Annotated in this window: 17 protein-coding genes; 6 read left to right on the top strand and 11 right to left on the bottom strand. The window is 68.5% G+C overall.

The annotated features are described in order from the left end of the window. The first annotated feature begins 12 nt into the window (after positions 1 to 12). A complete protein-coding gene (locus CA12_RS02575; protein WP_145357292.1) occupies positions 13 to 543 on the top strand; it encodes a hypothetical protein in 531 nt (176 codons plus the stop codon). 198 nt (positions 544 to 741) lie between these two features. On the opposite strand, the gene CA12_RS02570 is transcribed toward CA12_RS02575, so the two are convergent. The 3 genes from CA12_RS02570 to CA12_RS02560 form a co-directional block, all read right to left on the bottom strand. After that, positions 742 to 2,205 (bottom strand): sulfatase family protein, encoded by a 1,464-nt coding sequence (locus CA12_RS02570; protein ID WP_145357290.1) that lies wholly within the window; start codon positions 2,203 to 2,205, stop codon positions 742 to 744. A gap of 126 nt (positions 2,206 to 2,331) precedes the next feature. After that, positions 2,332 to 3,387, bottom strand: coding sequence for a 3-oxoacyl-ACP synthase III (locus tag CA12_RS02565; RefSeq protein ID WP_145357288.1), 1,056 nt, complete (start codon positions 3,385 to 3,387; stop codon positions 2,332 to 2,334). Positions 3,388 to 3,496: 109 nt separating this feature from the next. After that, positions 3,497 to 3,718, bottom strand: a complete 222-nt coding sequence (locus tag CA12_RS02560; protein WP_145357286.1) for a hypothetical protein — start codon at positions 3,716 to 3,718, stop codon at positions 3,497 to 3,499. A 319-nt stretch (positions 3,719 to 4,037) separates the two neighbouring features. Between CA12_RS02560 and CA12_RS02555 the strand changes: the two genes are divergently transcribed. After that, on the top strand, positions 4,038 to 4,676 hold the full coding sequence (locus CA12_RS02555; protein ID WP_145357284.1) for a DUF1990 family protein: 639 nt from the start codon (positions 4,038 to 4,040) through the stop codon (positions 4,674 to 4,676). A gap of 28 nt (positions 4,677 to 4,704) precedes the next feature. On the opposite strand, the gene CA12_RS02550 is transcribed toward CA12_RS02555, so the two are convergent. From CA12_RS02550 to CA12_RS02530, 5 genes are all read right to left on the bottom strand, one after another. Continuing rightward, a complete protein-coding gene (locus tag CA12_RS02550; protein ID WP_165700513.1) occupies positions 4,705 to 6,447 on the bottom strand; it encodes a CRTAC1 family protein in 1,743 nt (580 codons plus the stop codon). 142 nt (positions 6,448 to 6,589) lie between these two features. Beyond that, the gene (locus CA12_RS02545; RefSeq protein ID WP_145357280.1) at positions 6,590 to 9,457 is read right to left on the bottom strand and encodes a tetratricopeptide repeat protein; all 2,868 of its coding nucleotides are present in this window, start codon (positions 9,455 to 9,457) and stop codon (positions 6,590 to 6,592) included. Between the two features lie 244 nt (positions 9,458 to 9,701). After that, a complete protein-coding gene (locus CA12_RS02540) occupies positions 9,702 to 13,142 on the bottom strand; it encodes an efflux RND transporter permease subunit (protein ID WP_145357278.1) in 3,441 nt (1,146 codons plus the stop codon). Between the two features lie 66 nt (positions 13,143 to 13,208). After that, complete coding sequence (locus CA12_RS02535; RefSeq protein ID WP_145357276.1) at positions 13,209 to 14,891, bottom strand: efflux RND transporter periplasmic adaptor subunit; 1,683 nt, start codon at positions 14,889 to 14,891, stop codon at positions 13,209 to 13,211. Positions 14,892 to 14,940: 49 nt separating this feature from the next. Next, positions 14,941 to 15,477: a MarR family winged helix-turn-helix transcriptional regulator gene (locus CA12_RS02530; RefSeq protein ID WP_145357274.1), complete on the bottom strand. Its 537-nt coding sequence runs from the start codon at positions 15,475 to 15,477 to the stop codon at positions 14,941 to 14,943. A gap of 282 nt (positions 15,478 to 15,759) precedes the next feature. Here CA12_RS02530 and CA12_RS02525 point away from each other — a divergent pair, with 282 nt between their 5' ends. Next, positions 15,760 to 16,980, top strand: coding sequence for a HEAT repeat domain-containing protein (locus CA12_RS02525; protein WP_145357272.1), 1,221 nt, complete (start codon positions 15,760 to 15,762; stop codon positions 16,978 to 16,980). Between the two features lie 214 nt (positions 16,981 to 17,194). Here CA12_RS02525 and CA12_RS02520 read toward each other — a convergent pair whose 3' ends face one another. The 3 genes from CA12_RS02520 to CA12_RS02510 form a co-directional block, all read right to left on the bottom strand. Next, a complete protein-coding gene (locus tag CA12_RS02520) occupies positions 17,195 to 17,875 on the bottom strand; it encodes a hypothetical protein (RefSeq protein ID WP_145357270.1) in 681 nt (226 codons plus the stop codon). Positions 17,876 to 18,042: 167 nt separating this feature from the next. Then, positions 18,043 to 18,663 carry a Uma2 family endonuclease gene (locus CA12_RS02515; protein ID WP_145357268.1) on the bottom strand — a complete coding sequence of 207 codons (621 nt, stop codon included), beginning with the start codon at positions 18,661 to 18,663 and terminating at the stop codon, positions 18,043 to 18,045. A gap of 33 nt (positions 18,664 to 18,696) precedes the next feature. Then, a complete protein-coding gene (locus tag CA12_RS02510; protein WP_145357266.1) occupies positions 18,697 to 19,386 on the bottom strand; it encodes a ClpP family protease in 690 nt (229 codons plus the stop codon). Positions 19,387 to 19,436: 50 nt separating this feature from the next. On the opposite strand from CA12_RS02510, the gene CA12_RS02505 reads away from it, so the two are divergent. The 3 genes from CA12_RS02505 to CA12_RS02495 all read left to right on the top strand — a co-directional run bounded on the left by CA12_RS02505 (position 19,437) and on the right by CA12_RS02495 (position 26,104). Beyond that, complete coding sequence (locus tag CA12_RS02505; RefSeq protein ID WP_145357265.1) at positions 19,437 to 20,501, top strand: DUF6807 domain-containing protein; 1,065 nt, start codon at positions 19,437 to 19,439, stop codon at positions 20,499 to 20,501. A gap of 532 nt (positions 20,502 to 21,033) precedes the next feature. Next, positions 21,034 to 23,970, top strand: a complete 2,937-nt coding sequence (locus CA12_RS02500) for a ribonucleoside-diphosphate reductase subunit alpha (RefSeq protein ID WP_145357263.1) — start codon at positions 21,034 to 21,036, stop codon at positions 23,968 to 23,970. A gap of 292 nt (positions 23,971 to 24,262) precedes the next feature. Beyond that, complete coding sequence (locus tag CA12_RS02495; RefSeq protein ID WP_145357261.1) at positions 24,263 to 26,104, top strand: toll/interleukin-1 receptor domain-containing protein; 1,842 nt, start codon at positions 24,263 to 24,265, stop codon at positions 26,102 to 26,104. Positions 26,105 to 26,664 lie beyond the last annotated feature (560 nt).

The raw sequence follows: 26,664 nt of genomic DNA, 5'->3' as shown, positions 1-26,664 counted from the left end.
GATGATCGTGAGGTGTTATTCTACGGAGTGGCTGGGCGATCTGTCCCGGGAGACATTGAGTTCAGGCTTGAGTATTCGAGGTCTGAATACGAACGTAAGCTGCAAAATCTCGACCGCCTTGATGCAAAGGCAGATAGCTTGTTCAAGTACGCGACCGGCCTGTTTGTGGCAGTTCTGGCCGTATTACAACTTGTCTCAGAGAACGAAAGGTGGGAGATGATCCAATACTGCGTGCCATCACTGGTGTGCTTTGCTTTCGCCGCATCTTCAACAGTCTGGACTCGACGGCCGATCAGTTCGGCGGCCCCCGTGTCTTCCTCCCGCCTGCTAACCTATGATCCTGAGGACGACGTTAGGTTGACCGTTGCGACTTCGCTCGCGAGTACCGTCGGACTGCTCGAACAGTTGGCTGGTAAGAAAAACCGCTCGCTGTGGTTGGCAACAGTACTTGTTGCCGTGGGAACAGTGATGACCCTCATGCCGCTCGCTCCGTCACTCTTTGAGACGGCGACGAGCGGCATCGTGAAGGCTTCCGATGATTAGGATCGCGGCTTAGGCGATTTATCATCGCCTCTTTTCTCCCATTCTTGTGGAGGTGCTTGCGGAGGATTCCTCGGGGGAGGTTTCTTGTCTCTATCGTCTGACATGGCTATCGATGCGGCAGGGTGGGCGTGAGCCGTTCTTGTAGGCCTCAGTTTACTCGAACGACACGTGAACAAAAGTGTTGTTCTGTTGCGGATCTCATTGCCGATCCGGAAACATCTCTGCCTTCGTCGGGCGCGGCCGCTTACGGGGGGGCTTCGGGGTGCCGGTTTCGCGGTCGAACTCGTCCGGGCTGCGGAGGGGCGGGTTCGGGTCGGCGGTCTCGACGTTCCATTCATCCAACGCCGTCCGCAGGTCGGTTAGGACGGCGGCGTGACCCGGATCAGCGGCGAGGTTGTTTAACTCGTGCGGGTCGGCCCGCAGGTCGTACAGCTCCTCGGCCGGGCCGGGGGTGAAGATTTCGGCCTGTTCCTGGGTGAGGGAGGGCCGCAGGTTCTGCATCGCCCGGAACGTGGGGCTGCGGACGGCGTCCGCCGGGGGCGTGTTCGGCAGCTCCGGGGCGAGGTTGCGGATGTATTTATAATCGGTCGTCCGCACGCTCCGCTGGCTGGCGTCGTAGTCGTGCCAGTTCTTTTCGGAGAAGGCGAACTCGCGGATCGCCGGGCCGTCCGGCGTCTTCAACAACGGACGAAAACTCTCGCCGCGGCCGTGCTTCAGGGGGCCGGCGTCGCCCAGGTCGAGGATCGTCGCGGAGACGTCCACGCTGCTGACCAGCCGTTCGCAGGTCGTCCCCGCCGGCGTGACGCCCGGCAGGCGGGCGATCAGCGGGGTCTTCACGCCGCTGTCGTACAACGTCGTTTTACACCGCGGGAAGGGGCGGCCGTTGTCGCTCATGAAGATCACCAGCGTGTTCTCCGCCACGCCCTGACGATCGAGTTCCGCCAGCACGTCGCCGACGTAGCCGTCCAGCCGGGTCACTTCGTCCATGTAGGCGGCGAGGTCGTTCCGCGTGGCGGGCACGTCCGGCAGGAAGGGGGGGACGACGGCGTCGGCGGCGGTGTGCGGGTTCGGGATCGTCTCCGCGGCGTAGTCGCGGTGCGGATCGAGGGCGGCGAACCACATGAAGAACGGTTTGTCTCGCGGACGGTTCTTCAGGACGGGAACCCAGTCGTCGCAGCCGCTGGGGTTGGTGCCGGTGGTCATTTCCAGCGGCTGGCCGTCCGGGCCGGTCGGCAGCACGAACCCGCCGGAGCCGGCTTCGACCACCAGATCGAACCGATCCTTCACCTCGTTGCCGAGATGCCACTTGCCGACCGCCGCGGTGAAATAGCCGGCGTTCTTCAGGCGCTCGCTGAACGTCTCGTTGCGGGCGGGCAGGGGCCAGTGAAGTTGTTCGGCGTCGGTTTCATGCGGGTATTTGCCGGTTAATAAACTGGCGCGGCTCGGGCTGCACGAACTGATCGTCAGCACGGCGTTCGAGAACCGCACCCCCTCGGCGGCCAGCCGGTCGATGTTCGGGGTGCGGAGGTGCGGATGGCCCTCGCAGCCGAGGTCCCCGTCGCCCAGATCGTCGGCGATGATGAGGACGACGTTGGGCAGGGCCTCCGCCGCGACCGCCCCGGGGGCGAGCAGGAGCGAGAACAGCAGGGCGGGGCGGAGCATGACGACCTTCGGGGCAAGCGGGCGAGCGACCGGCCGATTGCACCGGGGGCCGCCGCGGGATGCCAGTGCCCCCGGACTGCGCGCCGCCTGGCGGCGACGGCGAACCGGGGGGAGCGCCTCCGGCTCTCACCACTCCCAGCCGAGCATCACGCAGTTCAGGCCGCTGCCGATGCCCAGCCAGACGATCTTCTCGCCCCGCTGGAACGCGCCCGCGTCCGCCGCGATCGCCGCGGCCGTGGGCAGGGCGGCGGCGCCGGTGTTGCCGTGCTCGGCGACGGTGGGGTGGTCGAGGGCCGGGTCGATCCCCAGCGCCTCGAAGAGAAGTTTCTGGTGAGCTCTGCCGACCTGGTGGGTCACGGCGTGGTCGGGGGTCTCGGCGGTCCAGCCGAGTTGGGAGCGGAAATCGTCCCAGGTATGACGGGCGAGGGCGACGCCGGCGTGCAGCAGGGCCTCGCTGTCGGTCGTCATGCGGGGGCGGCCGCGGGCGTCCAGTTCGTCCCCGCCGGTGCACAGGGCGGCGTGGGAGGTGTCCGCCCGCACCGCACCGCCGAGCAGCTTCGGGGCGTTCGGCGCCAGCTCCTCGTCGCACAGCACGACCGCGGCGGAGCCGCTACCGATCGTCAGGCTGGCGAACGCGGCCTTCACGTCGGCCCGAGACGCCCCCGGGTCTTGTAACAATGACTCAATCGTTCCTTCAACCAGATCGCGGCCGGTCTCCGTGCCCACGGCGACCCCAGCCCGGATGCGGCCGGATTCGATCAGGTCCGCGACGAACAGCAGCCCGTTGAGCACCCCCAGACAGGCGTTCGACAGGTCCAGCACGAGCCCGGCGCCGTTGGGCAGATCGCAGGCCGAATGCACCGCACAGGCGGTCGCCGGCTCGAGCCGGTCGCGGCAGACGCTGCCGTGCACCAGGGCGGCGACGTCCGCCCGCTTCAGCCCGTGGTCCCGCTCGGCCCGGTCCAGGGCGGCGTTGGCGCTGCGGGCACTGATTTCGCCGGGCTTAGTCCCGGGCGGGTAGAACCGGCGGGCGCGGATGCCGGTCATCAACTCCAGCCGCCCGGCCGGCAACCGCAGGCGGTTGTAGACGGGAGCGAGCCGGGCCTCGAGATCGTCGCTGGAGACGACTTCCTCCGGCGGCGTGCAGGCGAGGCCGGCAAGGCGAACGCGGTGGTATTGCATCCGCCTGAGCGATCGGAGGCTGATTGGAGAAGCGGTAAGCGACAAGAACCAAGGGCCCGCGGTCGGGTTCCCTTGGTTCTTGTCTCTTGTCTGTGGGAGTTTCAGCCCGTTATCGGGGCTTCATCCCGAAGTGTCGTTCGAGCTCGGCGAGTTGGTTCAGCGCGGCGGTGCGGCTGGCGACGACGGTGTCCGTGGGTTCCTGGACGTCCATCGTCAAACTGCTGCGGACGAACCGCAGGCCGGTCTCGAGCATCTCCCGCTGTTGGGGGGAGAGGGTTTCGACACTGGCACCGATGCCGCGGGCGGCTTCGGGCGGGGCGGCGGTGGGCACGGGCGAATGCTCCGTGGAGGGAGGGGGCGAAGAAATCGGATCCATGACGGCGGCCGATGCGGATGGTAGCCCTCGCGGGTCGGCTGCTCAACGGGCGGGAGCCTGTTCGAGGCAGGTCCGACCGCCTTGGGTGTCGTCCGCGGAATCTGCGAATGCCGTGCCGATCACGCATCAAAATGCTGCGGCAGATTTTCTCGCCGTCGAGAATCGCGCTTGACCGAAGTTCGAAGCGCGGTTCAGAGCTCACAGGCCGACGGGGGGCGGCCGGGACGAAGCGGGCGTGAACCCACTGCGAAGCCGGCGGTTCAAGGGAAACCCGATGCCGAGCCTCACCCATCCCACCGCCGATCGCCTCGCCGGCCTGCTGACGGCGGCCGCCGGCTCCGACCCGACCCACCGCCCCGGCGGGTTGGAGGGGCCCGGCGACCGCTGGACCTGCGGCGGATTGCTGCGGACGGGACACCGGGTGGATCTCGGCCGCGGCCCCACGGCCTTCGCCGCCGCCCGCGACACGCTCCGTCGCTGGGGCCAGTTCCCCGACTGGGTCGAGGTGCGGGCCGGCGACTGCCTCGGGCCGCCGCCCCCGCCGCGGGCCGGCGGCCACCTGTGCATCCTGGCCCGGGGCGGCGGGCTGTGGTGGTCGAATCCGGTCCGCATCCACGAGGTCCGGGACGAACCGGACTGCTTCAGCGTGGCTTACGTCACCCTGCCGGGGCACGTCTGCCGCGGGGAGGAACGCTTCGCCCTGACCCGGGAGGCGGACGGACGCATCTGGTACGACGTGCGGGCCGACAGCCAACTCGCCCACCCGTTGGCGAAGCTGGCCGGGCCGCTGGTCCGGCGCCGGCAGGCCGAGTTCGCCCGCGACAGCCTCGCCGCCATGCGCCGGGCCGTCGCCCCGGCGGACGAACTGATCCCGCGGCCGCCCGGGCCGACGCCCGGTCTGATCGCCGCCTGAGCCGCGTCCGCCCCGCGGACGGGGGCGGTCAGGGAGCGGGCCATTCGACGCGGACGGCCTGATTCGTCGGCAGGTCGGTCAGGGTGCGTGCCGCCCCGTCCGGCCAGACGACCCGCAACGTGACCGTCTCCGCCCCGCCCAGGCCGAAGGTCAGCGGCAGTTCGACCTGCGACAAATAGCCCCGGGTCGGATTCACCGTTTTTGTCTGAACCGGCGTCCCCGCCCCCCCGTCGGGGGTCGCCACGACCGTCGCCCCGATGGCCCCCGGGTTCTCCCCGGCGCCGACGACCGTTACCCGCAGCCAGTGCCGGCCGACGGCTAGATCGTTGCGAAACAGCCGCGGCGGGCCGCCCAGCTCGGTAAACAGCAGGTCCGGGTCGCCGTCCAGATCGACGTCCGCCGCCGTCACGGCCCGGCCCACGAACGGTTTCTCAAAGCCCGGCCCGACGGCAGCAGGGCCGAGGGCGAGGAACTCCGGCGCCGCGGTCGGCCCGGCGTTCCAGAACAGCCGTGGCGGTTGGGCGTAGGTCATGCCCGGCTGGACGCGGGCGATCTCCGGTTCGAGGTGCCCGTTCGCGGCGAGCAGATCCGGCCGGCCGTCGAGGTCCACGTCAGCCCACAGCACGCCGAAGGTGAGGTCCGGCCGCGTCGCCGCCCCCAGCCCGGCCGCGGCGGCCTCGTCGGCGAACAGCGCCGCCCCCCGCCGGGAGGCGTACAGGGCCGTCATCTCCGCGGCGAAATTGCCGATCGCCAGCCCCAGATCCCGGTCCCCGCGGAGCGTCGCCGCGTCCGCCCCCATCGCCCCGCGGGCGGCGCCGGCTTCGTCGTAGGCGACCCCGGCCCGCACCCCCGCCTCCACGAACCGCCCCGGCTCGCCCTCGGCAGTTTGGTTCAGGAACAGGAAGTTCCGCACGGTGTCGTTGGCGACGAACACGTCCGCGTCGCCGTCCTCGTCCACGTCGACGAACGTCAGCCCGAGGCTCTTCGCCAGCGGTTCGCCCGTCGCCGGATTGAAGACATGAAAGCCGGCGGCCTCCGCGATCTCCGTGAACCGGCCGTCGCCGTCATTGCGATACAGCCGCGGCAGGGTCCCGCCGAACGCCCGCGGGCGGCCGTAGCCGCGTTCGCGGCCTGTCAGCGTGAACGGCTGGGCGAGATCCGCCTCGCGGCTCCACTCCAGATAATTCAGCGCCAGCAAATCGAGATCGCCGTCGCCGTCCGCGTCGAACCAGCCGGCGGCGGTCGTCCAGTCCTCCGCGGCGCCGGCGGTCCCGGTCGCGACGGTGACGTCCTCGAACCGCCCCCCGCCGCCGTTGCGATACAGGCGGTTCTCGCCCAACGCGGTGAGATAGAGGTCCGGCAGGCCGTCCGCGTTATAGTCCCCGCAGGCGACGCCCATCCCGTACGCCGGTCCGGTCAATCCGCTGCCGGCGGTGACGTCGGTAAACCGCCCGGTCCCGTCGTTTTGATAAAGCCGCGGCCCCGGTTCGCCGTCGCCGTTAGGCGGCGTGAAAGCCACGCTTGGCCCCGCGCCGCCTAACGGCGGCGGCGAACCGGGACGACTTTCTGAGGCTTGCTCGAACTCCGCCCCGTCCTCCCATGGCCAGCGGGCGGAGTTGGTCATCAGGAGATCCGGGTCGCCGTCGGCGTCGAAGTCGAAGAACGCCGCTCCGCCGCCCATCGTCTCCGGCAATAACTTCTCGCCCCGGGCGCCGGTGTCGTGCTGAAACCCGGCCAGCCCGGCGGCGGCCGTCACGTCGATCAGCGGCACGCGGGGCGGAACCGGGGCGGGGCGAGCCGCCGCCGACGGCGGGGCGGGGGGCGGTTTGCAGCCGCAACAGAAGCACCCGATCACAAACGCGCCCGTCCGCCGTAACGTCCGTACAGAAAGACGAGACATGGAGCCGCGACCGTCAGGGAGCGTCACGTGAGACCTCCCGCCTCCGGGTGACGCTCCCCGGCGGTCCCGGCTCTCGCGGGGCGCGGGGCGGCGGCGGCGTCAGGTCGTAAATCACCGTCGCCTCCGCGGCCTTCGCCGCGTTGGGATACTTTTCCCGGGCCAGCCGCAGCGCCCGGGCGGCGGCGACGTCGTCCGGTTTATATTTGGCGTGCAGGGCCCGCAGTTCGTCCGCCCGCTCCGACTCGCCCCGTTCCCGGTGCAGTCGGGCAAGGTTGTCCAGCGCCGTGACGTTCTCCACGTCCACTTCCAGAACCCGCTCGAAGGCGTCGATCGCCAGCGTTTGCAGGCGGTTCCGCTCCGCCTCGTCGACGGCCCGGCGGGCGAGGTCGGTATAGGTTCGTCCCAGCAGATTGGCGACGCGGTCGTCCGCGCCGAAGTCGAACCCGCGGGCGGTCATCTCCTCCGTCGGCGGGCGATCCCAGCGGAGCACGTTGAGGAGGTCTTCGACCGCCTCCGCCGGTCGGCCGCTCTCGCGGTTCAATACGCCCCGCAGCCAGTCCGTTCGCCAACTCGACGGCGGTTCGGGGCGCCCCACGGCCCGATCCAGGGCCGCCGTCGCTCCGGTCACGTCCCCGGCGTCGTGCAGGGCCCGGGCGAGGTTCAGCGAGCCGTCCGCCCGCCCCAATTCCTCCACCTGTGAAAAGGCGTCCGCGGCCTGTCGCAGTTCCGCCGTGCCTTTTAGCAGGGCCCCAATGCCGTAGTCGTTCCAACGCTCCCACGCCGGCACGTCGCGGGGCGGATTGTTCACCGCAGCGTTCAACTCTTCCGGCAGCCCGGCGACCGGGAAGGTGACGGAGTCGGTACAAATCGTGACGATCGGCGGGCGTTCCCAATCCTTGCGCAGCGGCGGGTCGTCCGGCCGGGCGGCGTCTCTCACAAATCGCATGAAGTCCGGCCGGAACTTTCGATACCGAACCCGGGCCGTGACCGTCAGCGGGGCCGTCAAATCCCCCGGGACCGGCAGCCGATAATGCAGGCTCGCCGCGGCCCCCGGGGGGATCTGGTGATTATAGAGCACGGCGAACAGGTCCCGCACGTTCCGCCGGGCGATGCGGTTGCCGTTGCGGTCGACAGGGAAGGTGTCGAACACATGGGCGGCGGGATCGACGTCGTCCATCGCCGGCTCGGCCCCGCTGGCGAACAACGTGCGGCCGCCGCTAGAGACGACAATTTCGACCCACGCCTGATTGCTGTCCGCGGTGCCCTCCGTAAAGGCGTGGCCGAGCGTCAGCGTGCGGACGGCGACCTCCAACAACACGGTCTCCCCTGGCGTGAGCGTCGGCACGTCCGGCCGCAGCGGGGCGGTGAGAGCGCCGTCGACCTCGCCGCCCTCCCGCACGCCGAATAAATCAACCCGCAGGCTGTCCCGCAGGATGTCGTTATGAGCCCGATAGGCGTCGGTGGAACCGTGCAGCCAAGCCAGGGCGGTGTTCGCTCCGCGGAAGGTGTGATCGTGCACGCTGAGGACGCCGTCCGGGCCGGGCGTCGCGGCTACGTCCCCGCTGGGCGTGCGGGGCATGTGGCAGGCGTTGCAATTCGCGTGGGCCTGCGGCGGATAATAGAACCCGGTCGCCCCGCCGCCGGAGACGCCGGACAGGCGGAAAGAGTCGTAGTGGTTCTGGCCCCGCAGCCATTTGTAGTCGTTCAACGCCTCGGGCAGGCTGACCTTGTGGCAGGTCGCGCAGAACTCCGACGACTGGTGCAGCGGTTTGAGCATCGACCGCTTGTGCAGCGCCGGCTTGGCCCGCACGAGTTGCCGGTTCAGCCACTTGAGGATTGGCTCGTCGGAGCCCTCGAAGGGGTACGGCTCCGCCGCTTCGAGTAGAAAATCGGCGTTCCCGCGGACGCCGCCGTGCAGGCCGATCTCCGTGATCCCGTGGCAGACCGCGCAGGTGATCCCCGCGTGGGCGGTGGGGTCGGTCACGTCCTGATAAAATGGGTCGTCGAACGCCCCGCTGGCCAGCGGCACCGGGTCGTGACAGCCGGCGCACCAGCGGGCCACGTGCACGTTCCCGTCGCGTGCCAGCATCGCCTCCCGCGTCTTGCGGACCGCGGCGAGATAGAACGGGTTATTGAAGGAGCTGTGCTTATGCGCCCCGAAGGCGTGGGCCGCGGCGGCGTCCGGGTGGCACTCGGCGCAGCGGTCGTCGGTCATCAACCGCTCCGCCGGGATGAACGTGCCGCCGACGGTGCGGGCGAGGCTGGGCTCGAAATATTCGGCCCCCTCCTCCGGGCTGACGGCCCGCCAGGTTCGCGGGTCGAGCGAGTGGGCGCCGCACATCAACGCCACAACCGCCGCGGTGGCGAGCGCGTAATTCCGCCCCAGCCGCCAGCGGATCGGCCGCCCGGCCCGCCGGTGCAGGCCGTATAAGATCAGGCAGAGAACCGGCAGGGCGACGTGCAGCCAATAGATCAGGCCGCGATCGAGCCGGGCGAGGCGTTCTGTGAACTCAAATCCCTCGACGCGGCAGAGCAGCGCCCCCGTGAGGAACAGCCCGGCGCTTGCCGCGACCAGCGTCGCCCCCGCCAGTGCCGCGACCCGGTTCCCCCGCCGCCACGCCGTCGCCCCGTGCAGCAGGGCGAACAGCCCCAGCGGCCCGGCCACCAGCGCCCCCAGGGCGACGTGCCCCAGCAGCATCCAGGGCACGAACCAGTTCAGCAGATCGACCCCGAAGATCCCCAGCGCCCGCACCCCGACGAGATAGGCGCTGTTCGCGCCCAACAGGGCCAGCAGCACGAAGGCGACGCCCAACAACACCCGCAACCGCGGACCGACGGCGGGGCGGACGGGACGGCGAGCGGCGGCGAGACGGTCCGGCACGAGGGCATCCTACGCCCTCCGCCCGTCGTTCGCGGCTCCTGCGGGCTGTCGCGGCAGGGGGGACGCGTGAACCGAACCGGTCGCGCCGGCGTTCCCCTCTGTTCGCTTCGCCCGTCACGGTCCGTGAAACGGGTAACCCGGAGCGCACGCTCCGGCTGGCGGCGCAGCCGTCCCGCGATTGATTCTCCGCCGAAGCTCGCGCTTCGGGCTCACAGCGGGACGCTGCGTCGCCTTAAAGAACGCGTTAATGGGCCGCGTCGCTCTCCCCGGCGCGCAGTTCCTCCACGCCCACGGCGCGGCCGTAGAGGCTGTAGTAGACGGGCAATAAGATCAGCACCAGGCCCGTCGTGATCGTCAGGCCGAAGGCCAGGCTGGCGGCCATCGGGACGAGGATTTGAGCCTGGAAGCTCGTTTCCAGCAGCATCGGGAACAGGCCGGCGACCGTGGTGGCGCTGGTCAGCAGCACGGGGCGGAACCGGCGGACGCCGCTTTCCATGATCGCCTGCCGCAGTGGCTGGCCGGCCTCGAGCCGGTGATTAATAAAGTCCACCAGCACGATCGAGTCGTTCACGACCACGCCGGAGAGCGCCACGATCCCCATCATGCTGAAGAACGACAGCGGCAGGCCCATCACCCAGTGCCCCAGCACCGCCCCGACCACGCCGAAGGGGATGATGCCGAGAATTAACAGCGGCTGGGTGTAGCTGCGGAACTCCAACGTGAGCAGGGCGAACATGCAGCACAGGGCGATCGACAGGCCCACGAAAATGCTGCCGATGCTTTCGGCCCGCTGTTGTTGCTGGCCCTTCCAGGTCACGTCCACGCCGGGGTACTTCGCCAGCACGTCCGGCAGCACGTCCGTCCGCAGCGAGTCGACGATCTCCTGGGCGTTGCCCTCGGTCACGTCGACGGCGGAGGTGATCGTGACGGCCCGCCGCCGGTTGATTCGGTTAATTTCGCTGGGGCTGCGGTCGATCGTGATCTCCGCCAGCTCCGTGATCGGCCGGGAGACGCCGTCGGCGGTGCGGACGCGGATCTCCTCGAAGTCCGCCAGACTGCGGCGGTCCTCCGTGGGATAGCGGACCATGATCTTCACCTCGTCCCGGCCCCGCTGAACCCGCATCACCTCCTCGCCGAAGTAGCTGGCCCGGACGGTCTCGAACAGGTCCGCCCGGTTCACGCCCAGGCTGACGGCGTCCGGCTTGAGGTCGAGTTGAATCTCCGCCTTGCCGGGGCGGCTGTCGTCGTCCACGTCGTAGACGCCGGGGAAGTCGGCCAGTTGCGCCTTCACGTCGGCGGCGGCCGCTTCGAGCAGGTCGGCGGCATTTTTATCGGCGATCAACTTAAACTCGATCGCCTTGCCGCCGGGACCCATCGAGGGGGCTTCGAAGTTGGCGGCCTCGGCGCCGGCGATCTCGCCGGCTTCCTCGCGCCAGGCGTCGATCAATTCTTTGGACGTGACGGTCCGCAGGGCGGGGTCGACGATTTCCGCGAACACCTGCCCGAGCTGGCCGCCGCTGCTCTGGGTTTGCTGGTCCGGCCCCTCGCCGCTGGCGTAGCCCACGCCCAGACGGACCAGCTTGACGGGGCTGCGGCCGTCGACCGTGCGGTTTTTATAATTCTCGCCGACCCGCTCCAGCGCGGCGCCGATCTTTTCGACGGCGGCGTCGGTGACGCGGGCGGGGGTGCCGTCGGGGAAGATGACGTTGGCCTGCACGCGGTTGGAGTCCATCTCCGGGAAAAACTCCTGCCGCACGAAGCCGCCGCCGACGAAGCCGAAGCTCGTCAGCAGCGCCGCGACGCTGCCGGCGACGACGATGCCGCGATGGTCCAGGCTCCACCGCAGCGCCGGTTCATAGACCTTGGCGATAAACCGCCCCAGCCCCGCCGTGCCGAGCCGGTTGGCCCGGGCGGAGAGATAAAACAGCGGCCCGAACGCCCCGGCGAAGAACAGCCCGAACCAGCTCAGCAGGCCGGCGACGGTCCATAGGATCACCTGGGCGACGACGCTGCCGGTGGCGGCGCCCAAGCCCCCCCGGACTCCCGGCGGCAAGACGACGTGCAGGCCTTCCAAGTCGAGCAGCACGGCGGCCAGCGCCGCCGCCGCGGCGACCGGGACCGCGGCGAGGAGGTAGCGGATCGGCGTCCAGGCCCCGGACATCCTCGCCCGCAGCCGTCCCAGCGCCCCTTCGCCGGGGGCGTGGGCGAGGTGGCAGGGCAGGATCAGCACGCTTTCCAGCAGCGAAATAATCAGGCAGGCGATCACCGTGATCGGCAGGATGGCGATAAATTTGCCCATCACCCCGAGCACGAACATCAGCGGGGCGAAGGCGATGATCGTGGTGCACACGCTGGTCGTCACCGAAGGGATCACCTCCCCGGTGCCCTCGATCGCGGCCTGCATATAGCTCTTGCCCATCTCCCGGTGGGCGTAAATGTTCTCGCCGACGACGATCGCGTCGTCCACCAGGATGCCCAGCACCATTAAAAAGGCGAACATGCTGAGCATATTTAACGTCTGCCCGCCGAAATACAGCATGATGCCCGCTCCTAGAATGGAGATCGGGATGCCCAGCGCGACCCACAACGCCAGTCGCAGTTCTAAAAATACGGCCAGCACGATGAACACCAGCACCAGGCCCTGCCAGCCGTTCCTTAATAACAGCTCCATGCGGTCGCGGACCTCGACGCTGCGGTCGTCCCAGGTGACCAGGTCGTAGCCCTCGGGCATCGCCCGGGTGGCGGCGTAGGCGTGCACGGCGGCGGCGATTTGCAATAAGTCCTCGTCGGCGGTGCGTTCGACGGCCACCACCAGGGCGGGCTGCCCGTTGATGCGGGTGGAACTGCTGGTGTCGTCGAAGGCGTCCTTGACCTCGCCCAGGTCGTCGACGGTCAGCGTCACGCCGGTGGCGTCGGTGACGAGGGGGATCCGGCGGATCGCCTCGCCGGTTTCGCCGCGGGCCTCGCCCTTGACGATCACGTCCTGGGCGGCCCCTTTGAGGGTGCCGCCGGGCAGGTTGAGGTTCTCCCGCTTCAGGACGTTCGACACGTCCGTGAGGCTCAGGCCGTATTTGCGGAGGTTGTCCTCGGGGATCTCCACGTCAATCTGAAACTCCTTCGACCCCTGCACGGTCGCCTGGGAGACGACCGGCAGGGCGGTGAGTTCGTCGCGGATCTCCTCGGCAATCGCCCGCAGGCGCAGCTCCGCGGCGACGGGGTCGGCGCCGGTCGTCGCGGGGTCCGGCCCCAGCACCGCGACGCGGACGGCGGTTTCGCGGAAGGTGAGCTGCCGCACCTCCACCCCCTCGGCCTGCACGGCGGCAGGGAAGGTGCTAATGCGGGCGACGGCGGATTCAATTTCGTCGACGACCGCCTTCACGTCCGGCTCGGAGGGGTCGATCTCGACCAGCACGCTGCCCAGCCCCTCCTGGGCGATGCCGGTGACCTCTTTAATGCCGTCCAGCGAGGAGACCGCCTCCTCGACCTTCTGCACGATGGCGCTTTCCACCTCGTCCGGGTCCGCCCCCGGATAGGGCGCCATAATCAGCGCCACTTCCAATTCGAACTCGGGGAACACTTCCCGCCGCATCGACCCCAGGCAGACGGCGCCGACCGCCATCAGGGCGACCATCAGCGTATTCATCGCCGGGGTGTTTTTGATGGCCCAGCGGGCGAGCGACTGCATCGAAGTACGACGGAGGGGGGAAGGCGAAGGGCGGAAGGAACGACGGGGGCGGCAGGGTGCCGGGCGTCAGCCGCCGGCGGTTTGGGCGGGGGACTCCCCTTCGGCGGCGGCGACGCCGCTGGGGCCGGGGACGGGAGCGGCGGCGTCCCCTCCGCCTTCCGCTTTCGCCCCACCGCCTTCGTTTGTGGGGTCGCCGGCGACGCGGACGCTCATGCCGGGGGTCGCGGAGGGCAGGGGGCTGGTCACGACTCGATCGCCCGGCTGCAGGGCGGCGCCGGTCGGGGGGATCAGCACCTTGCCGCCGACGATCGCCGCGACCGGCAGTTCCACGATCATTAATTTGCCGTCCCGCACCGCCCAGACGCGGTTGCCGGGGCGAACGGCCTCTTCCGGCACTTCCAGCAGGGCCTCGGCGGGTTCGGTGTGCACCTGCACGTTGACGTACATGCCGGTGGCGAGCGTCGGCGGGGCGGCGATCGGCAGGGCGCCGCTGCCCCCGGCCATCGACACGCTCTGCGGATCGTCCACCTGTACCAGGCAGGGCACGGTGCGGGTGCGTTCGTCCAGCCCGGCGCCGTCCACGCGGCTCAGCGTGCCGCGCCAGGTATAGGTGTTGCCCGCCAGTTCATAGTTCACCGTCACCGGGACCGACGGCAGGGCGTAGGCGGCGGCGGCGGCGGACAGGCCCGGCGTGCGGTCCGTCGCCCGCGTGCCCTCGGGCGGATGGGCGAGGATCCAGGCCACGTCCTTCACCCGCAGGTTCGTCCGCACCTCCGCCTTGTCGGAGTCGCTGACGGTGAACAACGCCCCGCCCTGCTGCACCTGGCTGCCCCGCTCCACGTCGGAGGTGACGATCACCCCGTCCACGGGGCTCGTCACCACCGTGCGGTCGAGATCTAATTGAGCCCGTTCGAGGTTCGTTTCCGTCAGTTCTTTTTGAACCTCCAGGCGCTCCTTCTGGGCGTTGAGGAGCCGCAGGCTGTTGGCGGCGGTTTGCAGTTTGTCTTTGGCCTGAAGCTCCGCCCGGCGGGCCTGTTCGACGGCGGCCTGCGAACCGCTGCGTTGCTGCAGGAGGCGTTCCTCGCGGGCGGTCTCGGCCTCGGCGAGTTCGGCGTCCTTGCGGGCGATCAGCACGCTGGCCTTGGCGTTTTCGGTTTGAACGGCCAACTCGGCGAGGCTGCTTTCGGCGGACCGCACCTCCGCCCCCAGGCGCTTCACCTCCAGCCGATAGGTCTCCGGATCGATCGTCAGCAGGGGCTGGCCGGCGGTGACGTACCGCCCGCTGCGGAGGGCGGGGTCCATCGAAACGACCCGGCCGCCCACCTCCGCCCCGACGTTCACCAACCGGTACGGCACCACGATCCCGTCGCTGAGCACGTCCAACCCGCCGACGTGCCGGGTGACGTCGGCCACTTCGACCAACGGAGCCGGGGAGACGCGATTCACCGGCCGGGCCGGCTCCTTGAGGTTCTTCAGCACCACCAGCGCCGTCACCCCCGCGGCGACCAGCGCCAGCGAGAACGCCCCGTCGACGATCTTGCGACGGTCGGACTTCGGCGGGCGGGCGTAGCGGTCCGGGACGGCGTCATCGCCCGCGTCCGCCCGGTTCGTCGCGGCCGCGGGCGGATCGGTCGCCGGCGGCTCGGGCGTCCTCGCCGAGGCGGGCTCCGCGGTCTTCTTCGCCGGGCGGTTGTACAGATCGTCCTTCGGCCCGGTCGGCATCATGACGGGGGTGGCAGTGTCGGACATGCGGGACGGGGGCGGGGAAGAACCGGCGAACGAAGGACGCGGGCGAGAGTCAACGCGAAGCGGAAGCGGCGGCGGGCGCCCGGTCGTCGCTGAGGGCGGAGCAGTCGTCGCTCAGGGCGGAGTCGGGGCTCGGCGTGTCCGGGTAGCGGCCGGGATCGTCGGTCAGGTTGTTCCGCAGGTGGCGGAGCATCCGCTTGAGCTCCGGCACGTCCCCTTCGTCGAGACCCTCCAGCGCCGTATTGCGGACCGTCGCCGCAACCTCCTGCACCCCCTCCCAGATCGGCTCGGCCCGGTCGGTGGCGAACAACTGGTACTTGCGGCGATCGTGCGGGTCGGGGCGGCGTTCGATCCAGCCGTCGCGGGTCATGCGGTCCACCAACCGGGCCACGCTGCTGGGCTCCACGCCCATCATCTCCGCGACCTGGGCCTGCGACAGCGAACCGTGCGCGGCCAGCATCCCCAGCATCTGGCACTGGCGGAACGTGATCCCGTGGCCCTCCAACGCGGCGCCCATCGCCTTCTCGATGGCGTGCGCCGCCGTGAAGACGAAGTAGGGGATGCTGTCGTGGAAGTCGTACTTCAGCACAGGGGGGCGCAGCTGAGGCGGGGCGAGGGGGTTCCGGGGGGATTATTGCATAAGCAATGGTTGCCTCAACACCAGTTTGGCGGCCGCCTCAAAAACTCATAAAGAACGATCGGGGCTTGTTCGCCCCGTGCCGCTCCGCAGCCGGTGAGATCTCAACCCACGGACACGCCTGCGCGTGACGCGGGCGCAGGGGGGCGTCAAACTGCCTCGGAATCTGCGCCGGCCGATGGAACGGCGGCGCCGACGTCGTGCCGCCGTGCCCCTTCGTCGTCGAGCCCGCCCGTGTCCCGCCGCGCCGCTGCCGTCCGCTGGGTCCCGCTGCTCTGTCTGCCCTGGCTGACGGGGTGCTTCTCGCAGGGGTACGGGATCGGATTCGTCGCGGGCAAGCTCGTGACGGGGCAGCCGATCGGGACGCCGGCCGAGGAGCGAGCCGTCGCGGGCGGCCCCGCCCCGTTCCGGCCGCAGTTCGACCCGCAGCGCGCGCCCTCCCGGCCGGAGGCGTCCCGCGAGTCGTCCGGGCCGTCCGTCTTCCGCTCCGGAGGGTCCTATTCCTCCTCCCGGCCCGCCTCGGAGGAGACCCCCGCGTACGATCAGCAGATGGTGGACTACAACCGCCGCATGGCGGAGCAGGCCCGGGAACGGGCGGAGCAGGCTCGGGAACGGGCGGAACGGCTCCGCGGCGGGGGGAATTCGCCTCGCGGGGTCCGTCCGGAGCCGCCGATTCCTGGCAGCCTGCCCTCGAGCCCGGACGGCGTCGGCAGCACGCCTTTCGGCTTCCAAACGAACGACGAACCGGCCGGGGACGCCCCCGCTCCGATGACCGCTCCCCCCGCAGGGGCCGATTCCGTCGCGGGGGCCGCCACCGCTGGGCGGCCGCTGTCGCTGCGGGAGCCGGCGGAGGGCGAGAGCGAGCCGGACTGGGCGGTGCGGGTGCTGGAAACCGCGACCGAATCCGACTGGGTCGCCCGCAAGAAGGCGGTGGAGTATCTGGAGGGCGTGGAGCCCTCCACGGTGACGCCGGAGCAGCGGGAACAGATCCGCACGGCGCTCTCCGCGCGGCTGGCCGAGGCCGTCGAGGAGCGGGGCTTCGTCGTCGACCGGGCCGCCAAGACGCTGCTCGTCTGGGCGGAGACGCCGGAGCAGTTCACCGCGATCGGCGAGGCGCTGCGGGAGGGCACTGGCCTCGGCCGCAAGGACGTGCTGAGCAGCCTGGACCCCACGACCCCGAACCACGCCCGCGTCGCCGCCCCGCTGCTGACGCACGATTGGGAAGGAGACGAGGCGCTGGCGTTCGTCCGCACGATGGGGGCGCCCGCGGAGCCGGCGGTGCTCCCGCTGTTGGACGACCCCAACCCCGCGACCCGGCGGGACGTGGCCTCGCTGCTGGCGGAAATTGGCGGCGAGGCCAGCGCCGAGGCCCTCAGGGAGCGAGCCGCGAAGGAGAGCGACCGCGAACTCGCCCGCCACCTGCGCGTGCAGCGGGCGGCGATCCTGGATAAGTAGGGCGGGACGCGGCGAGCCGTTGCGGCTTTTCGTTCTCCCCTCTCCCTTGAGGGAGAGGGGCCGGGGGTGAGGGTGCGGCGCAGCCGGGCGGGGCCCGGGGACGCCGCGGGCGCAGGCGAACCGCTACGCGGACCCCCTCACCCCCGACCCCTCTCCCCCAAGGGGGAGAGGGGAGAATCAGGGGCGGGGGCGCGACAGCTTTTCACGAGCGTCGTCAACGGGCCGCTTCGAGCCGGCGGACGAGGAGTTTGGTCACGACCAGTTGATCGCGGCGGACCCGCACGTCGGGGATGATCGCCGGCCGGTCAGTGCGGTGCACCCGCAGTTCGGTCGCGGCTTCTCCCCCCTCGGTCGCGGGCGGGGCCGGCATCTTTAATTCGACCTCGATCCAGTCGCGGCCGTCCTGGTAATACAGCACGGCTCCCACGGGCAGGGCGAGGTCGTCGGGGATCGCCTGTTTGTCCGGCGGGATCGCGGCGGTGAGGGGGACGTCGATCCGTTCCGGCGGGGGTTCCGCGGCGGCCGGGGCGATCGGCTCGGGCCGCGACAGCGTGGACGGATCGATCTCCGGATCGAACGGATCGGTGCCGGGAACCGTCGTCACGCCGGGGACGGCCGTCATGCCGGAGCCGCCGCGCGGGGGCGAGGCGACGCCCCGCCGCTCCGCCGCCCGTTCCTCCCGCCGCGGGACGGTGGATTGCAGGACGGGCGGCCGCGGATCGCTGCGTCGCGGCGTCGCCTCCCGCACGGCGGGGGCAGGGGCGGCGGGGGCGACCGGGGCCGCGGACGGGGGCGGCGCCGCGGCGTGATGGCTCGGCGCCGGGCGGGAATCGGGCGGCGTCGCCACGGTCGCGTTCCCTTCGCAGCCGCCCAGCGCCGCGAGCGCCGCAATCACAATTCCTGCAGAAACCCGGCGACGAGCCGTGCGATCAATCGAGGGCAAGAGGAGGTGCATCGGGCGGCGAACCAATCGGGGGCGGGCGATGCCAGCCTGTCCCGCCGCCCCGGAGCGTTCAACCCGGAGCGTTCAACCCGCAGCCTTCCGCCCGGCCCGTTCCGCCCTCACTCCACGGGCGGGTACAGCGAACCGAGCGGCACCTCGCCCAGCCCGCTCAACGGCAGGACGGCCTCCGGGCCGACGTACGTGACCAGCTTCCACGCCTCCGCCCCCATCCGGCTGTAGTGATCGCAGCGAGGCTCGTCCTGCGACAGGATCAGATAATCCGTCAGCGAGGGGATCTCGCGGTACTCCGCTTGCTTTTGGACCTGATCGATCGTTGCGGTCGAGGGGGAAAGAACCTCCACCAGCACGACGGGATTGAGCAGCGTGTCCTGCTCCTCGCCCGGCGACAGTTCCGGCGGCGCGGGGGCGACGGTCACGTCGGGATAGCGGAACCGCCCTGAAGGCACGCGGAGCCGCATATCCGACTGATAGATTTCAAACCGGCGACCCGCGAGCAGGTCCTCGAAGATCCGACAGATTCGGCGGGCGATCAGATTGTGAAGACGACTGGCGCCGGACATTTCGATCAATTCTCCGTCGGCGAATTCGTGGCGGGGACCGTCGACGGGGGCGGCCCGTTCGAACGCGAGATATTCCGCCTCCGTCATCGTCTTCGCGGCCGGGGCGACGGCGGCGTCGGGGATCGGGGCGGGCTTCGGCGGGGCGAGGGTCGTCGTCATGGCGGGGGCGTCGGGAAAGGAGCCGGGGCCAGTCTAACGCGTCCGCTTGGCCCGCGGGGGAGGGCCGGTCTGAGCCCACAGATCGCCGGCGAACAGGTCCACGGCTTCGGCGAGGCCGACTTCGACCAGCTCGGCGCCGGTCACGAACTTGCCGGGGCGGGTCCACTTTTCCAGCGATTCCCGCTCCATGGGGAGCAGCTTCGAGAGTAAATCGTCGATATCCCGCTCCATATAATCGAAGTGCCGGGCCCACTCGACGGCCTCCTCCCGCTTGACGTCCTCCTCGCTGTGCCAGCGGACGGGGTGAAACAACAACGTGGCGTGCCGGGTGACCAGCCGCCGCTCGCAGGCGGCGAAGGGCAGGATCGCGGCGCTGCTGCACTCCCCGGCGACGACCGCCGTCGCCCGCAGGCCCCGCAATCGCAGCACCGAGGCCATCGCCAGCCCCGTATAAACGCTGCCGCCGGGGGAGTCGAACCACAGCGTCCCGGCGCTGCCGCGGGGCAGTTCGATCAGTTGGTCCATGATCTCCGCCTGCCGATCGGTCAGGTCGCCGGAGAGGGCCAATTCCCAGTCCCCCTTGCGCGGCGGGCGGTCGAACGACACTCCCGGCCCGGGCGCCGGGAAGAGGCGCTGCGGGGGGCGTTCCTCTTCCTCCGGCTTCGCCCGGCGGGGCGAACCGGAGGTGAGCGGCTGACGGGCACGAAGCGGGCGGCGGGGCATGCCGCGGAGAATAGTCCCGAGGGGGCCGGACGTCGCCCCGACCGGCCCCCGTGATCGGCTCTCCCGGCCGGCCCCGGTCGCATGCGGCGGGGCCGATCGGCACAATCGCGGCGTTCGCCCATCCCCCCGAATCCCTCCGGTTCGCCATGCTCGCCGCCCCGCTGCTGTTGTCCGCGTTGCTCGCCGCCCCGCCGGGAGACGCCCCGGTCGTGCTCAGCGGCACGGAGATCGCCGCGTCCGTCCGCGTCGGCGAGCGGCCCCTGATGGTCTGGCATGCGGCGATCGATCCCCAGAAAAAGCACGATTACGTTCCGCTGCCCAAGCCGTTCGTCTTCCCCCTGTACACCCCCAGCGGGGTGAACGTGCTGGACTACGCCTCCGACGACCACCCCCACCACAAGGGCGTGTGGATCAGCGTGGACGAGGTCGAACTGCACAAGGGGGAAGGGGACGACGCGGAGATGCTTGGCCCGTTCAAGCATTGGGTGGAGGCGGGCCGCATCGACACGAAGGAGGTGAAGCTCGACCGCGAGGCCGGTTCGATCACCGCCGTGAACCACTGGCTCTCCCCGGAGGGCGAGCCGGTGTTGAAGGAGGAGACGACCATCGCGGTGCACGCCCCGTCGCCCAAGGGCACGCTGTTGACCTACGACATCACCCTCTCCCCGCCGGCCGAGGGCACGACGGCGACGATCGGCGACACCAAGGAGGGCTTCGTGGGCGTGCGGATGGCCCCGGAACTGGACGTGAAGCGGGGCCGCGGCGTGATCACCAACAGCGAGGGCGGCGAGGGCGAGAGCGAAGCCTGGGGCAAGCTCGCCGCCTGGTGCGATTGCAGCGCCCCGGCTACCGACGGCGAACCGGGCGGCGGCGTCGCCCTGTTCGATCACCCGGAGAACTTCCGCCCCGCCCGCTACCACGCCCGCGGCTACGGCCTGATGGCGATCAGCCCCTTCGGCCCCAAGGCCTACACCAGCGGCCAGGAGGAGGCCGCCCCGGTCGAGATCAAAGAACCGCTGCGACTGCGCTACGCGGTCTACGTGCACGACGGCGACGCGAAATCCGGCGACGTCGCCGGGGCCTACAAGGCGTACGCCGAGTCGTCCGCGAAGTAACCCGGCGACCCCGCCGCGGCTTCGTTCGCCCCTCCGACCGGCCCGGGATCGCCCCTGCGATCCCGGGCCGGTTCGCTGCGCGGAAAACGCGGTTCAAACTGTGCGTTCAGGAGTGAACAGGAGTTGACTGTTGCGGTTAGATACTGTACGAACGAATCCTTGCTCGGCCGCGGATCTCTCTGTCGGTGCGATCGACACGTTCCACACAAACGTGACATGGCGACCACAAGGACTAGTGGCCTCGATTGGCGCGAGGAGGCGCCTATGGTGGACTGTGGGGTCTGCTGCCTACCTTGCGGCGGCCCTAAAGTCGCCCGCGTTCCCGTGATGCGACATCGCGCAAAACATCACCCCATCTGCGTGGGCAGAGGGATCCATTCCTTGGATCACTCCGCTACGTGAAAGGGGGGAGATGAGCGGCGATGCCGAAATCACGCCTTCTCGTTGGGTCAGCGGATACGACAGTAGGTGTCCGCGTGTTGCCTCCGCGGTGCGAGCCGCAACCATTCTTACTTCGTCCTCGGACTACTTTATGCCTCCCGCGACTGAAACCTGGCTTGTCCGCAAACGTGACGGTCGGCAGGTCGAGTTTCACACCGGCCGCATCGCCGACGCGATCCGTAAGGCGTTCCGGGCCGAACTGAACCTCGCCGAGGGCCAGCCCCTCGATCCCGAGACCGAGGCCGACGTCGAGCGCATCGCCGCCGGCGTCGCCGAGGAGATCGCCCCGTTCGCCGCCAGCGGGCCGGTGGACGTCGAAAAGGTCCAGGACTGGGTCGAGATCGCCCTCATGCGTTCCGGCCATTACCGCGTGGCCCGGGCCTACATTACCTACCGGGCGGAGCACGCCAAGAAGCGGGCGTTGCAGCGGACGGAGGTCACCCAGGACGACGCCGCCGCCGCCCCGCGGTTGAGCGTCACGCTGGAGGACGGCACCCGCATTCCGTTCGACGAGGCCCGCATCCGTCGGCGGCTGGCCGAGGCGGCGCGGGGGCTGGAGCGGGACGTGAACGTCGAGGAGCTGACCGAGGAGGTCCTCCGCAGCATGTTCGACGGCATCAGCCCCGCCGAACTGGACCGGGCGATGATCCTCGCCGCCCGCAGCCGCATCGAACGCGACCCGGCCCACGACACGGTCGCCGCCCGCCTGATGCGGATGGTGATCCACAACGAGGCCCTCGGCACGCACAAGAGCGACCCGGAGGACCTCGACGCCCTCTACCGCCACCAGTTCGAGCACTACCTGATCGACGGCGTCGCCGCCGGCCGGCTCGACCCGGTCGTCCGCACCTTCGACACCCCCCGCCTCGCCAAGGCCCTCAAGCCGGAGCGCGACGCCGGGTTCAAGTACCTCGGCCTGCAAACGATCTACGACCGCTACCTGCTCCACGTCGAGGGCCGCCGGATCGAGACGCCCCAGTTCTTCTGGATGCGCGTCGCCATGGGCCTCGCCAGCGCCGAGGGCGCCGACAAGTCCGACCGCGCGATCGAGTTCTACGAAGTCCTCTCCGACTTCCGCTTCACCAGCGCCACGCCCACGCTGTTCAACAGCGCCACCCTGCACCCGCAGCTCTCCAGCTGCTACCTGACCACCGTGCAGGACGACCTGGAGCACATCTTCAAGAGCATCGGCGACAACGCCGCCCTCTCGAAGTGGGCCGGCGGGCTGGGCAACGACTGGACGAACATCCGCGCCACCGGCAGTCATATCTCCGGGACCAACGGCAAGAGCCAGGGCGTGATCCCGTTCCTGAAGATCGTCTCCGACGCCGCCGTCGCCGTGAATCAGGGCGGCAAACGCAAGGGCGCCGTCTGCAGCTATCTGGAGAGCTGGCACCTCGATATTGAAGAATTCCTGGACCTCCGAAAAAACACCGGCGACGACCGGCGGCGGACCCACGATATGCACACGGCGAACTGGATTCCCGACCTGTTCATGCAGCGCATGCAGGCCGGCGAGGACTGGACGCTGTTCTCCCCGAACGACGTGCCCGATCTGCACGACCTCTACGGCAAGGCCTTCAAGGAGCGCTACGAGCACTATGAAGCCCTCGCCGACAGCGGCAAGATCAAGCTCTCCCGCCGCCTCCCCGCGGTGGATCTGTGGCGGAAAATGCTCACCCGCGTCTTCGAGACCGGCCACCCCTGGATTACCTTTAAAGATCCCAGCAACATCCGCTCGCCCCAGGATCACTGCGGCGTGGTGCACAGCAGCAACCTGTGCACGGAGATCCTGCTGAACACCAGCCGGGAGGAGACCGCGGTCTGCAACCTCGGTTCCATCAACCTCCGCCGGCACGTGGTGGAAGGCCCGGACGGGGAGATGCGGTTCGATTACGACCTGCTGGCGGAGACCGTCCGCACGGCCGTCCGCATGCTGGACAACGTGGTCGATATTAATTTCTATCCCACCAAGGAAGCCAAGAACGCCAACACCCGGCACCGCCCGGTCGGTCTGGGTTTGATGGGCTTCCAGGACGCCCTGGCGGCGCTGGGCATTTCGTTCGCCAGCGACGAGGCCGTCGAGTTCGCCGACGAGAGCATGGAGCGGATCAGCTACGAGGCGATCCGCGCCAGCGCCCTGCTGGCCTCCGAGCGCGGCCCCTATTCCTCCTATCAGGGCAGCAAGTGGGACCGCGGCCTGTTGCCGATCGACACCGTCGATCTGCTGGCCGAGGAGCGCGGCGAAGAGGTGAACGTCGACCGCGACGCCCGCCTGGACTGGGCGCCGGTGCGGTCCCTGATCGCCCAGCACGGCATGCGGAACAGCAACGTGATGGCGATCGCCCCCACCGCGACCATCAGCACGATCGTGGGCGTCGCCCAGAGCATCGAGCCGATGTACAAGCACCTCTACGTGAAGAGCAACCTCTCCGGCGACTTCACCCAGGTGAACATCGAACTGGTGAAGGAATTGAAGGACCGCGGCCTGTGGGGCGCGGACCTGCTGGAGCAGCTCAAGTACTACGACGGCGCCCTCACGGAGATCGCCGACGTGCCGGAGGACGTGAAGGCCCGTTACCTGACGGCGTTCGAGGTGGACCCGGCCTGGATCCTGGCCTGCGCCGCGAAGCGTCAGAAGTGGATCGACCAGGGCCAGAGCCTGAACCTGTACATGTCCGCCCCCAGCGGCAAAAAGCTGAGCGACATCTACATCGAGGCCTGGGCCTGCGGGTTGAAGACGACGTATTACCTGCGGACGCTGGCCGCCACGCAGGTGGAGAAGAGCACGGTGGACGTGAACAAGTTCGGCGTCCAACCGCGTTGGATGAAGAACAAAAGCGAGAGCGACAACGTGGCGATCGAGCGCGGCGTCGTCGCCCCCGCCGGTTCGCCCGCTTCGCCGTCGCCGCTCGGCGGCGCGTCGCCGGCCACGGCGATCGCCGACGAGACCCCGCTCCCGGCCAGCGCCGTGCAGGAGGGCGCCGCCTGCGACCCCAACGACCCCACCTGCGAAGCCTGCCAGTGAGGCCGAGCAGCCCGACTGCCCAAGGCCCCCCGGCCCCGTCCATCCTGTTCGCAGGGTGTGCGGGGCCGGTCTCGTTTCATTCCGATCAACCTGAAGCGTGGGTGCCTGGGGCAGGAGCCGAGCGAGCCGACGGCGAGCGAGCGGATGCCCCAGAAAGGGCGACGCGGCAGGTCTCTCGTTCGCACGTCACTGGTTCTGGGGCATCCACTCCGTTCCGCTCCGCTGCACTCCGTTCTTGCCCCAGCCACCCGCTCGGGTGAATTCCAGAGCCTTTACTATCTGAGTTGATGGCATGAGTGGATATTTCGATGAAGTTTTCGGGGTTGCGGAAGCGGAATTAGACGCTTACGGGGCCTTCAATATTTCGCTGGTCAATGACCTGCCTCTGTTTATTGATCCGTTTCTGTTGTTTCACAGCCAGAAGTCTGAGTACCAAGAGTTGCATGAAGGGATAGTGAACTACCTGGCTTTCCTTCGAGACAACGCTAAGCGGGCGGCGGTGGACGTAGGGCTCCAACGAGAGTGGTTTTATTTCCCGGAGGTGAAGCAGAACTGGTTCGGTTACAGCGAGACTGGGTGCAGTGGTCGCGGCTTGGGCAGAGTGTTTGCCAATCACTTGCTTCCAAATATCGCGACGCTACTGTCAAGTCAGGCTCCTCAGGTTACAAAAGGCCGCCACGTTGAAAAGTTAGCCCTTGTGCGTTCGGGAGTCGGGCGCGACTCGATCAGCGATTTGACTACAAATCTGATTAAGGGATATCTGTGCGAGTATACGGAAAGGTTTGCTAGGGCGAGGCTTTCTCCTTCTGTGGTGTCTTCTTTCCCGGTGGAGAAAGCAGTATTTAATCCGGCGACTGAGCTCTGGGCCGCGAAGAGCTACGACCTGCCAGTGCATCGGGGTGATTACGTACTTCTCACGCCGAAGGACTTACTGACGAAGGACGATACTTGGATCTCGAGGAATGATCTAGAAAACCGTTTCGGCGCGATGCTTAGCAGCCTTCCGAACGAACACCTGCGGGCTAGAGTTAATAATTATCTTTCCGGCAAACTTTCGAAGAAGTCCAAGGCTAAGGATGTCGCGGCCGCGCAATCATCCGCTTTAGATGCGTTTCCGGAGCTTGTTGAGTACTACATTCGGCTCCGGGAAGAACAAGGCGATCAAGCTACAAGTGTCAGTTCACAGAAGGTAGAGGCGACAAGGAAAGCATTCGTTGAACAAGTGAAGGCACTGATTCGCGACCACCTGCAGCCAGCCGGGTTCTACGATATTTCAGGGGATGCTAAGGCGATTCGCGACGGGCGACTAAAATGTCTTCAAGGCGTGTTCTCGCAGGACGAAGCGTTAAGTCTCCTAAAGGACCGTGGGGAAGCGATTCAGTCTGAGAGTGATCTTCGGCTGATTCTTAGGATTATCTGGCACTACACAGACGAGGATGATCTTGGTGAGTTGCCGCCTGCAGTGAAGGCGAGCTGGCCCCTCCTCACCGCGAAACTTGGTTCGAGCAGTCAACTGGAGCGTGGAGTGAAGTCTGCGCTCGCTGATCCTCTTAAAGAGGTTGCAATCTTCGCGTTCAACGAGAATCAAGCGGTAGCGGCTGGGCGAGTGATGGCCAGGCTTCATGGTCTGGAGTCTGAACGAGTCACTATTTGTGGTGTGGCTCTGAAAGGCCCAGCTGCACGAAAAGGCGGAGAAGTTGACTTCTTCGTGAGTTACACGGGAGCGGACGCCGCTTGGGCAGAGTGGGTCGCGTTGGAGCTGGAAAGACTGGGCTTTAGCACCGTTGTCCAGTGCTGGGACTTCCTGCCCGGTTCGAGCTTTGTCGACCTCATGCATAAGGCCACACAGTCTGCAGATAGGACGATCGCTATTCTCACTCCAGAATATCTGGAGTCTGCGATGGCTGCGAAGGAGTGGCAGGCGGCACTCTTGCAAGACGCCGACGTTGGCAAAAGGAAGCTGATTCCCGTCCGTGTAAAAGACTTCAAGCCGAGCGGGCTACTCGAACAAGTTGTGTACATAGACTTGGTCGGGAAGAATAAGTCTGATGCCAGGCTGGTTCTTAAGAAGTCCCTGTCTCAGGAGGGCCCGCGTGATATCGCTCACCGTGACGGCGTGCCGTATCCCGGCTAGAGTAACGGACGCGTGGCTGGGGCGACGTGACCGACCGCATGTCCATCCGCGTGAGTGGGCGGGTGGCTGGGGCGACCTTTTTTTCGATCCAGTCAACGCGTGGGTGGCCGGGGCGGGGGTGACTCCTTTTCGTAGGTGGCCGGGGTCGGCCCGGCGGGTGGCACTGGTGCGGGGCCATCGACACCTTGCCGCTCTGGGTGCCACTGGCTCTGCCAGTGCGTTCGACTTCCCCACATCATTCCGGTGACGAATCGCTCGTGCGCCCCCGTGGCACTGGCAAAGCCAGTGGCACCCGGCGGGTGGCCGGGGTCGGCCCGTGGTCAGGGTGGCGGCTCTCCTCCGCGTCGCCGGGCCGCCCCCGGGGGGGCGGCGTCCGCCGAACGGGCCTCCCGTCCACGTCGCCCGTCGTTCGGCCTGCCCACCCGCCTGCGCTCCGCTGCACTCCGGCGGGCGAGCCCGGCGCCCGGCGGACGGCGCCCGGCGAAAATCTTTGCGGTTCGGGGGAACGCGCGGCGGGGACGCGGCGTCCGCAGTCGTCTCCCGTTTCCTCCTCACCGAGT

This window comes from Alienimonas californiensis (assembly GCF_007743815.1).
GTDB classification, from domain to species: domain Bacteria; phylum Planctomycetota; class Planctomycetia; order Planctomycetales; family Planctomycetaceae; genus Alienimonas; species Alienimonas californiensis.
The sequence above is the reverse complement of the archived record's forward strand: the minus strand, read 5'-3'. Positions and strand labels throughout refer to the sequence as shown.

Coding starts and splice junctions, on each gene's coding strand:
- CA12_RS02500 (WP_145357263.1), top strand. CDS start 21,034: ATGCCTCCCGCGACTGAAACCTGGCTTGTCCGCAAACGTGACGGTCGG.
- CA12_RS02535 (WP_145357276.1), bottom strand. CDS start 14,891: ATGTCCGACACTGCCACCCCCGTCATGATGCCGACCGGGCCGAAGGAC.
- CA12_RS02555 (WP_145357284.1), top strand. CDS start 4,038: ATGCCGAGCCTCACCCATCCCACCGCCGATCGCCTCGCCGGCCTGCTG.
- CA12_RS02540 (WP_145357278.1), bottom strand. CDS start 13,142: ATGCAGTCGCTCGCCCGCTGGGCCATCAAAAACACCCCGGCGATGAAT.
- CA12_RS02495 (WP_145357261.1), top strand. CDS start 24,263: ATGAGTGGATATTTCGATGAAGTTTTCGGGGTTGCGGAAGCGGAATTA.
- CA12_RS02565 (WP_145357288.1), bottom strand. CDS start 3,387: ATGCAATACCACCGCGTTCGCCTTGCCGGCCTCGCCTGCACGCCGCCG.
- CA12_RS02515 (WP_145357268.1), bottom strand. CDS start 18,663: ATGACGACGACCCTCGCCCCGCCGAAGCCCGCCCCGATCCCCGACGCC.
- CA12_RS02510 (WP_145357266.1), bottom strand. CDS start 19,386: ATGCCCCGCCGCCCGCTTCGTGCCCGTCAGCCGCTCACCTCCGGTTCG.
- CA12_RS02570 (WP_145357290.1), bottom strand. CDS start 2,205: ATGCTCCGCCCCGCCCTGCTGTTCTCGCTCCTGCTCGCCCCCGGGGCG.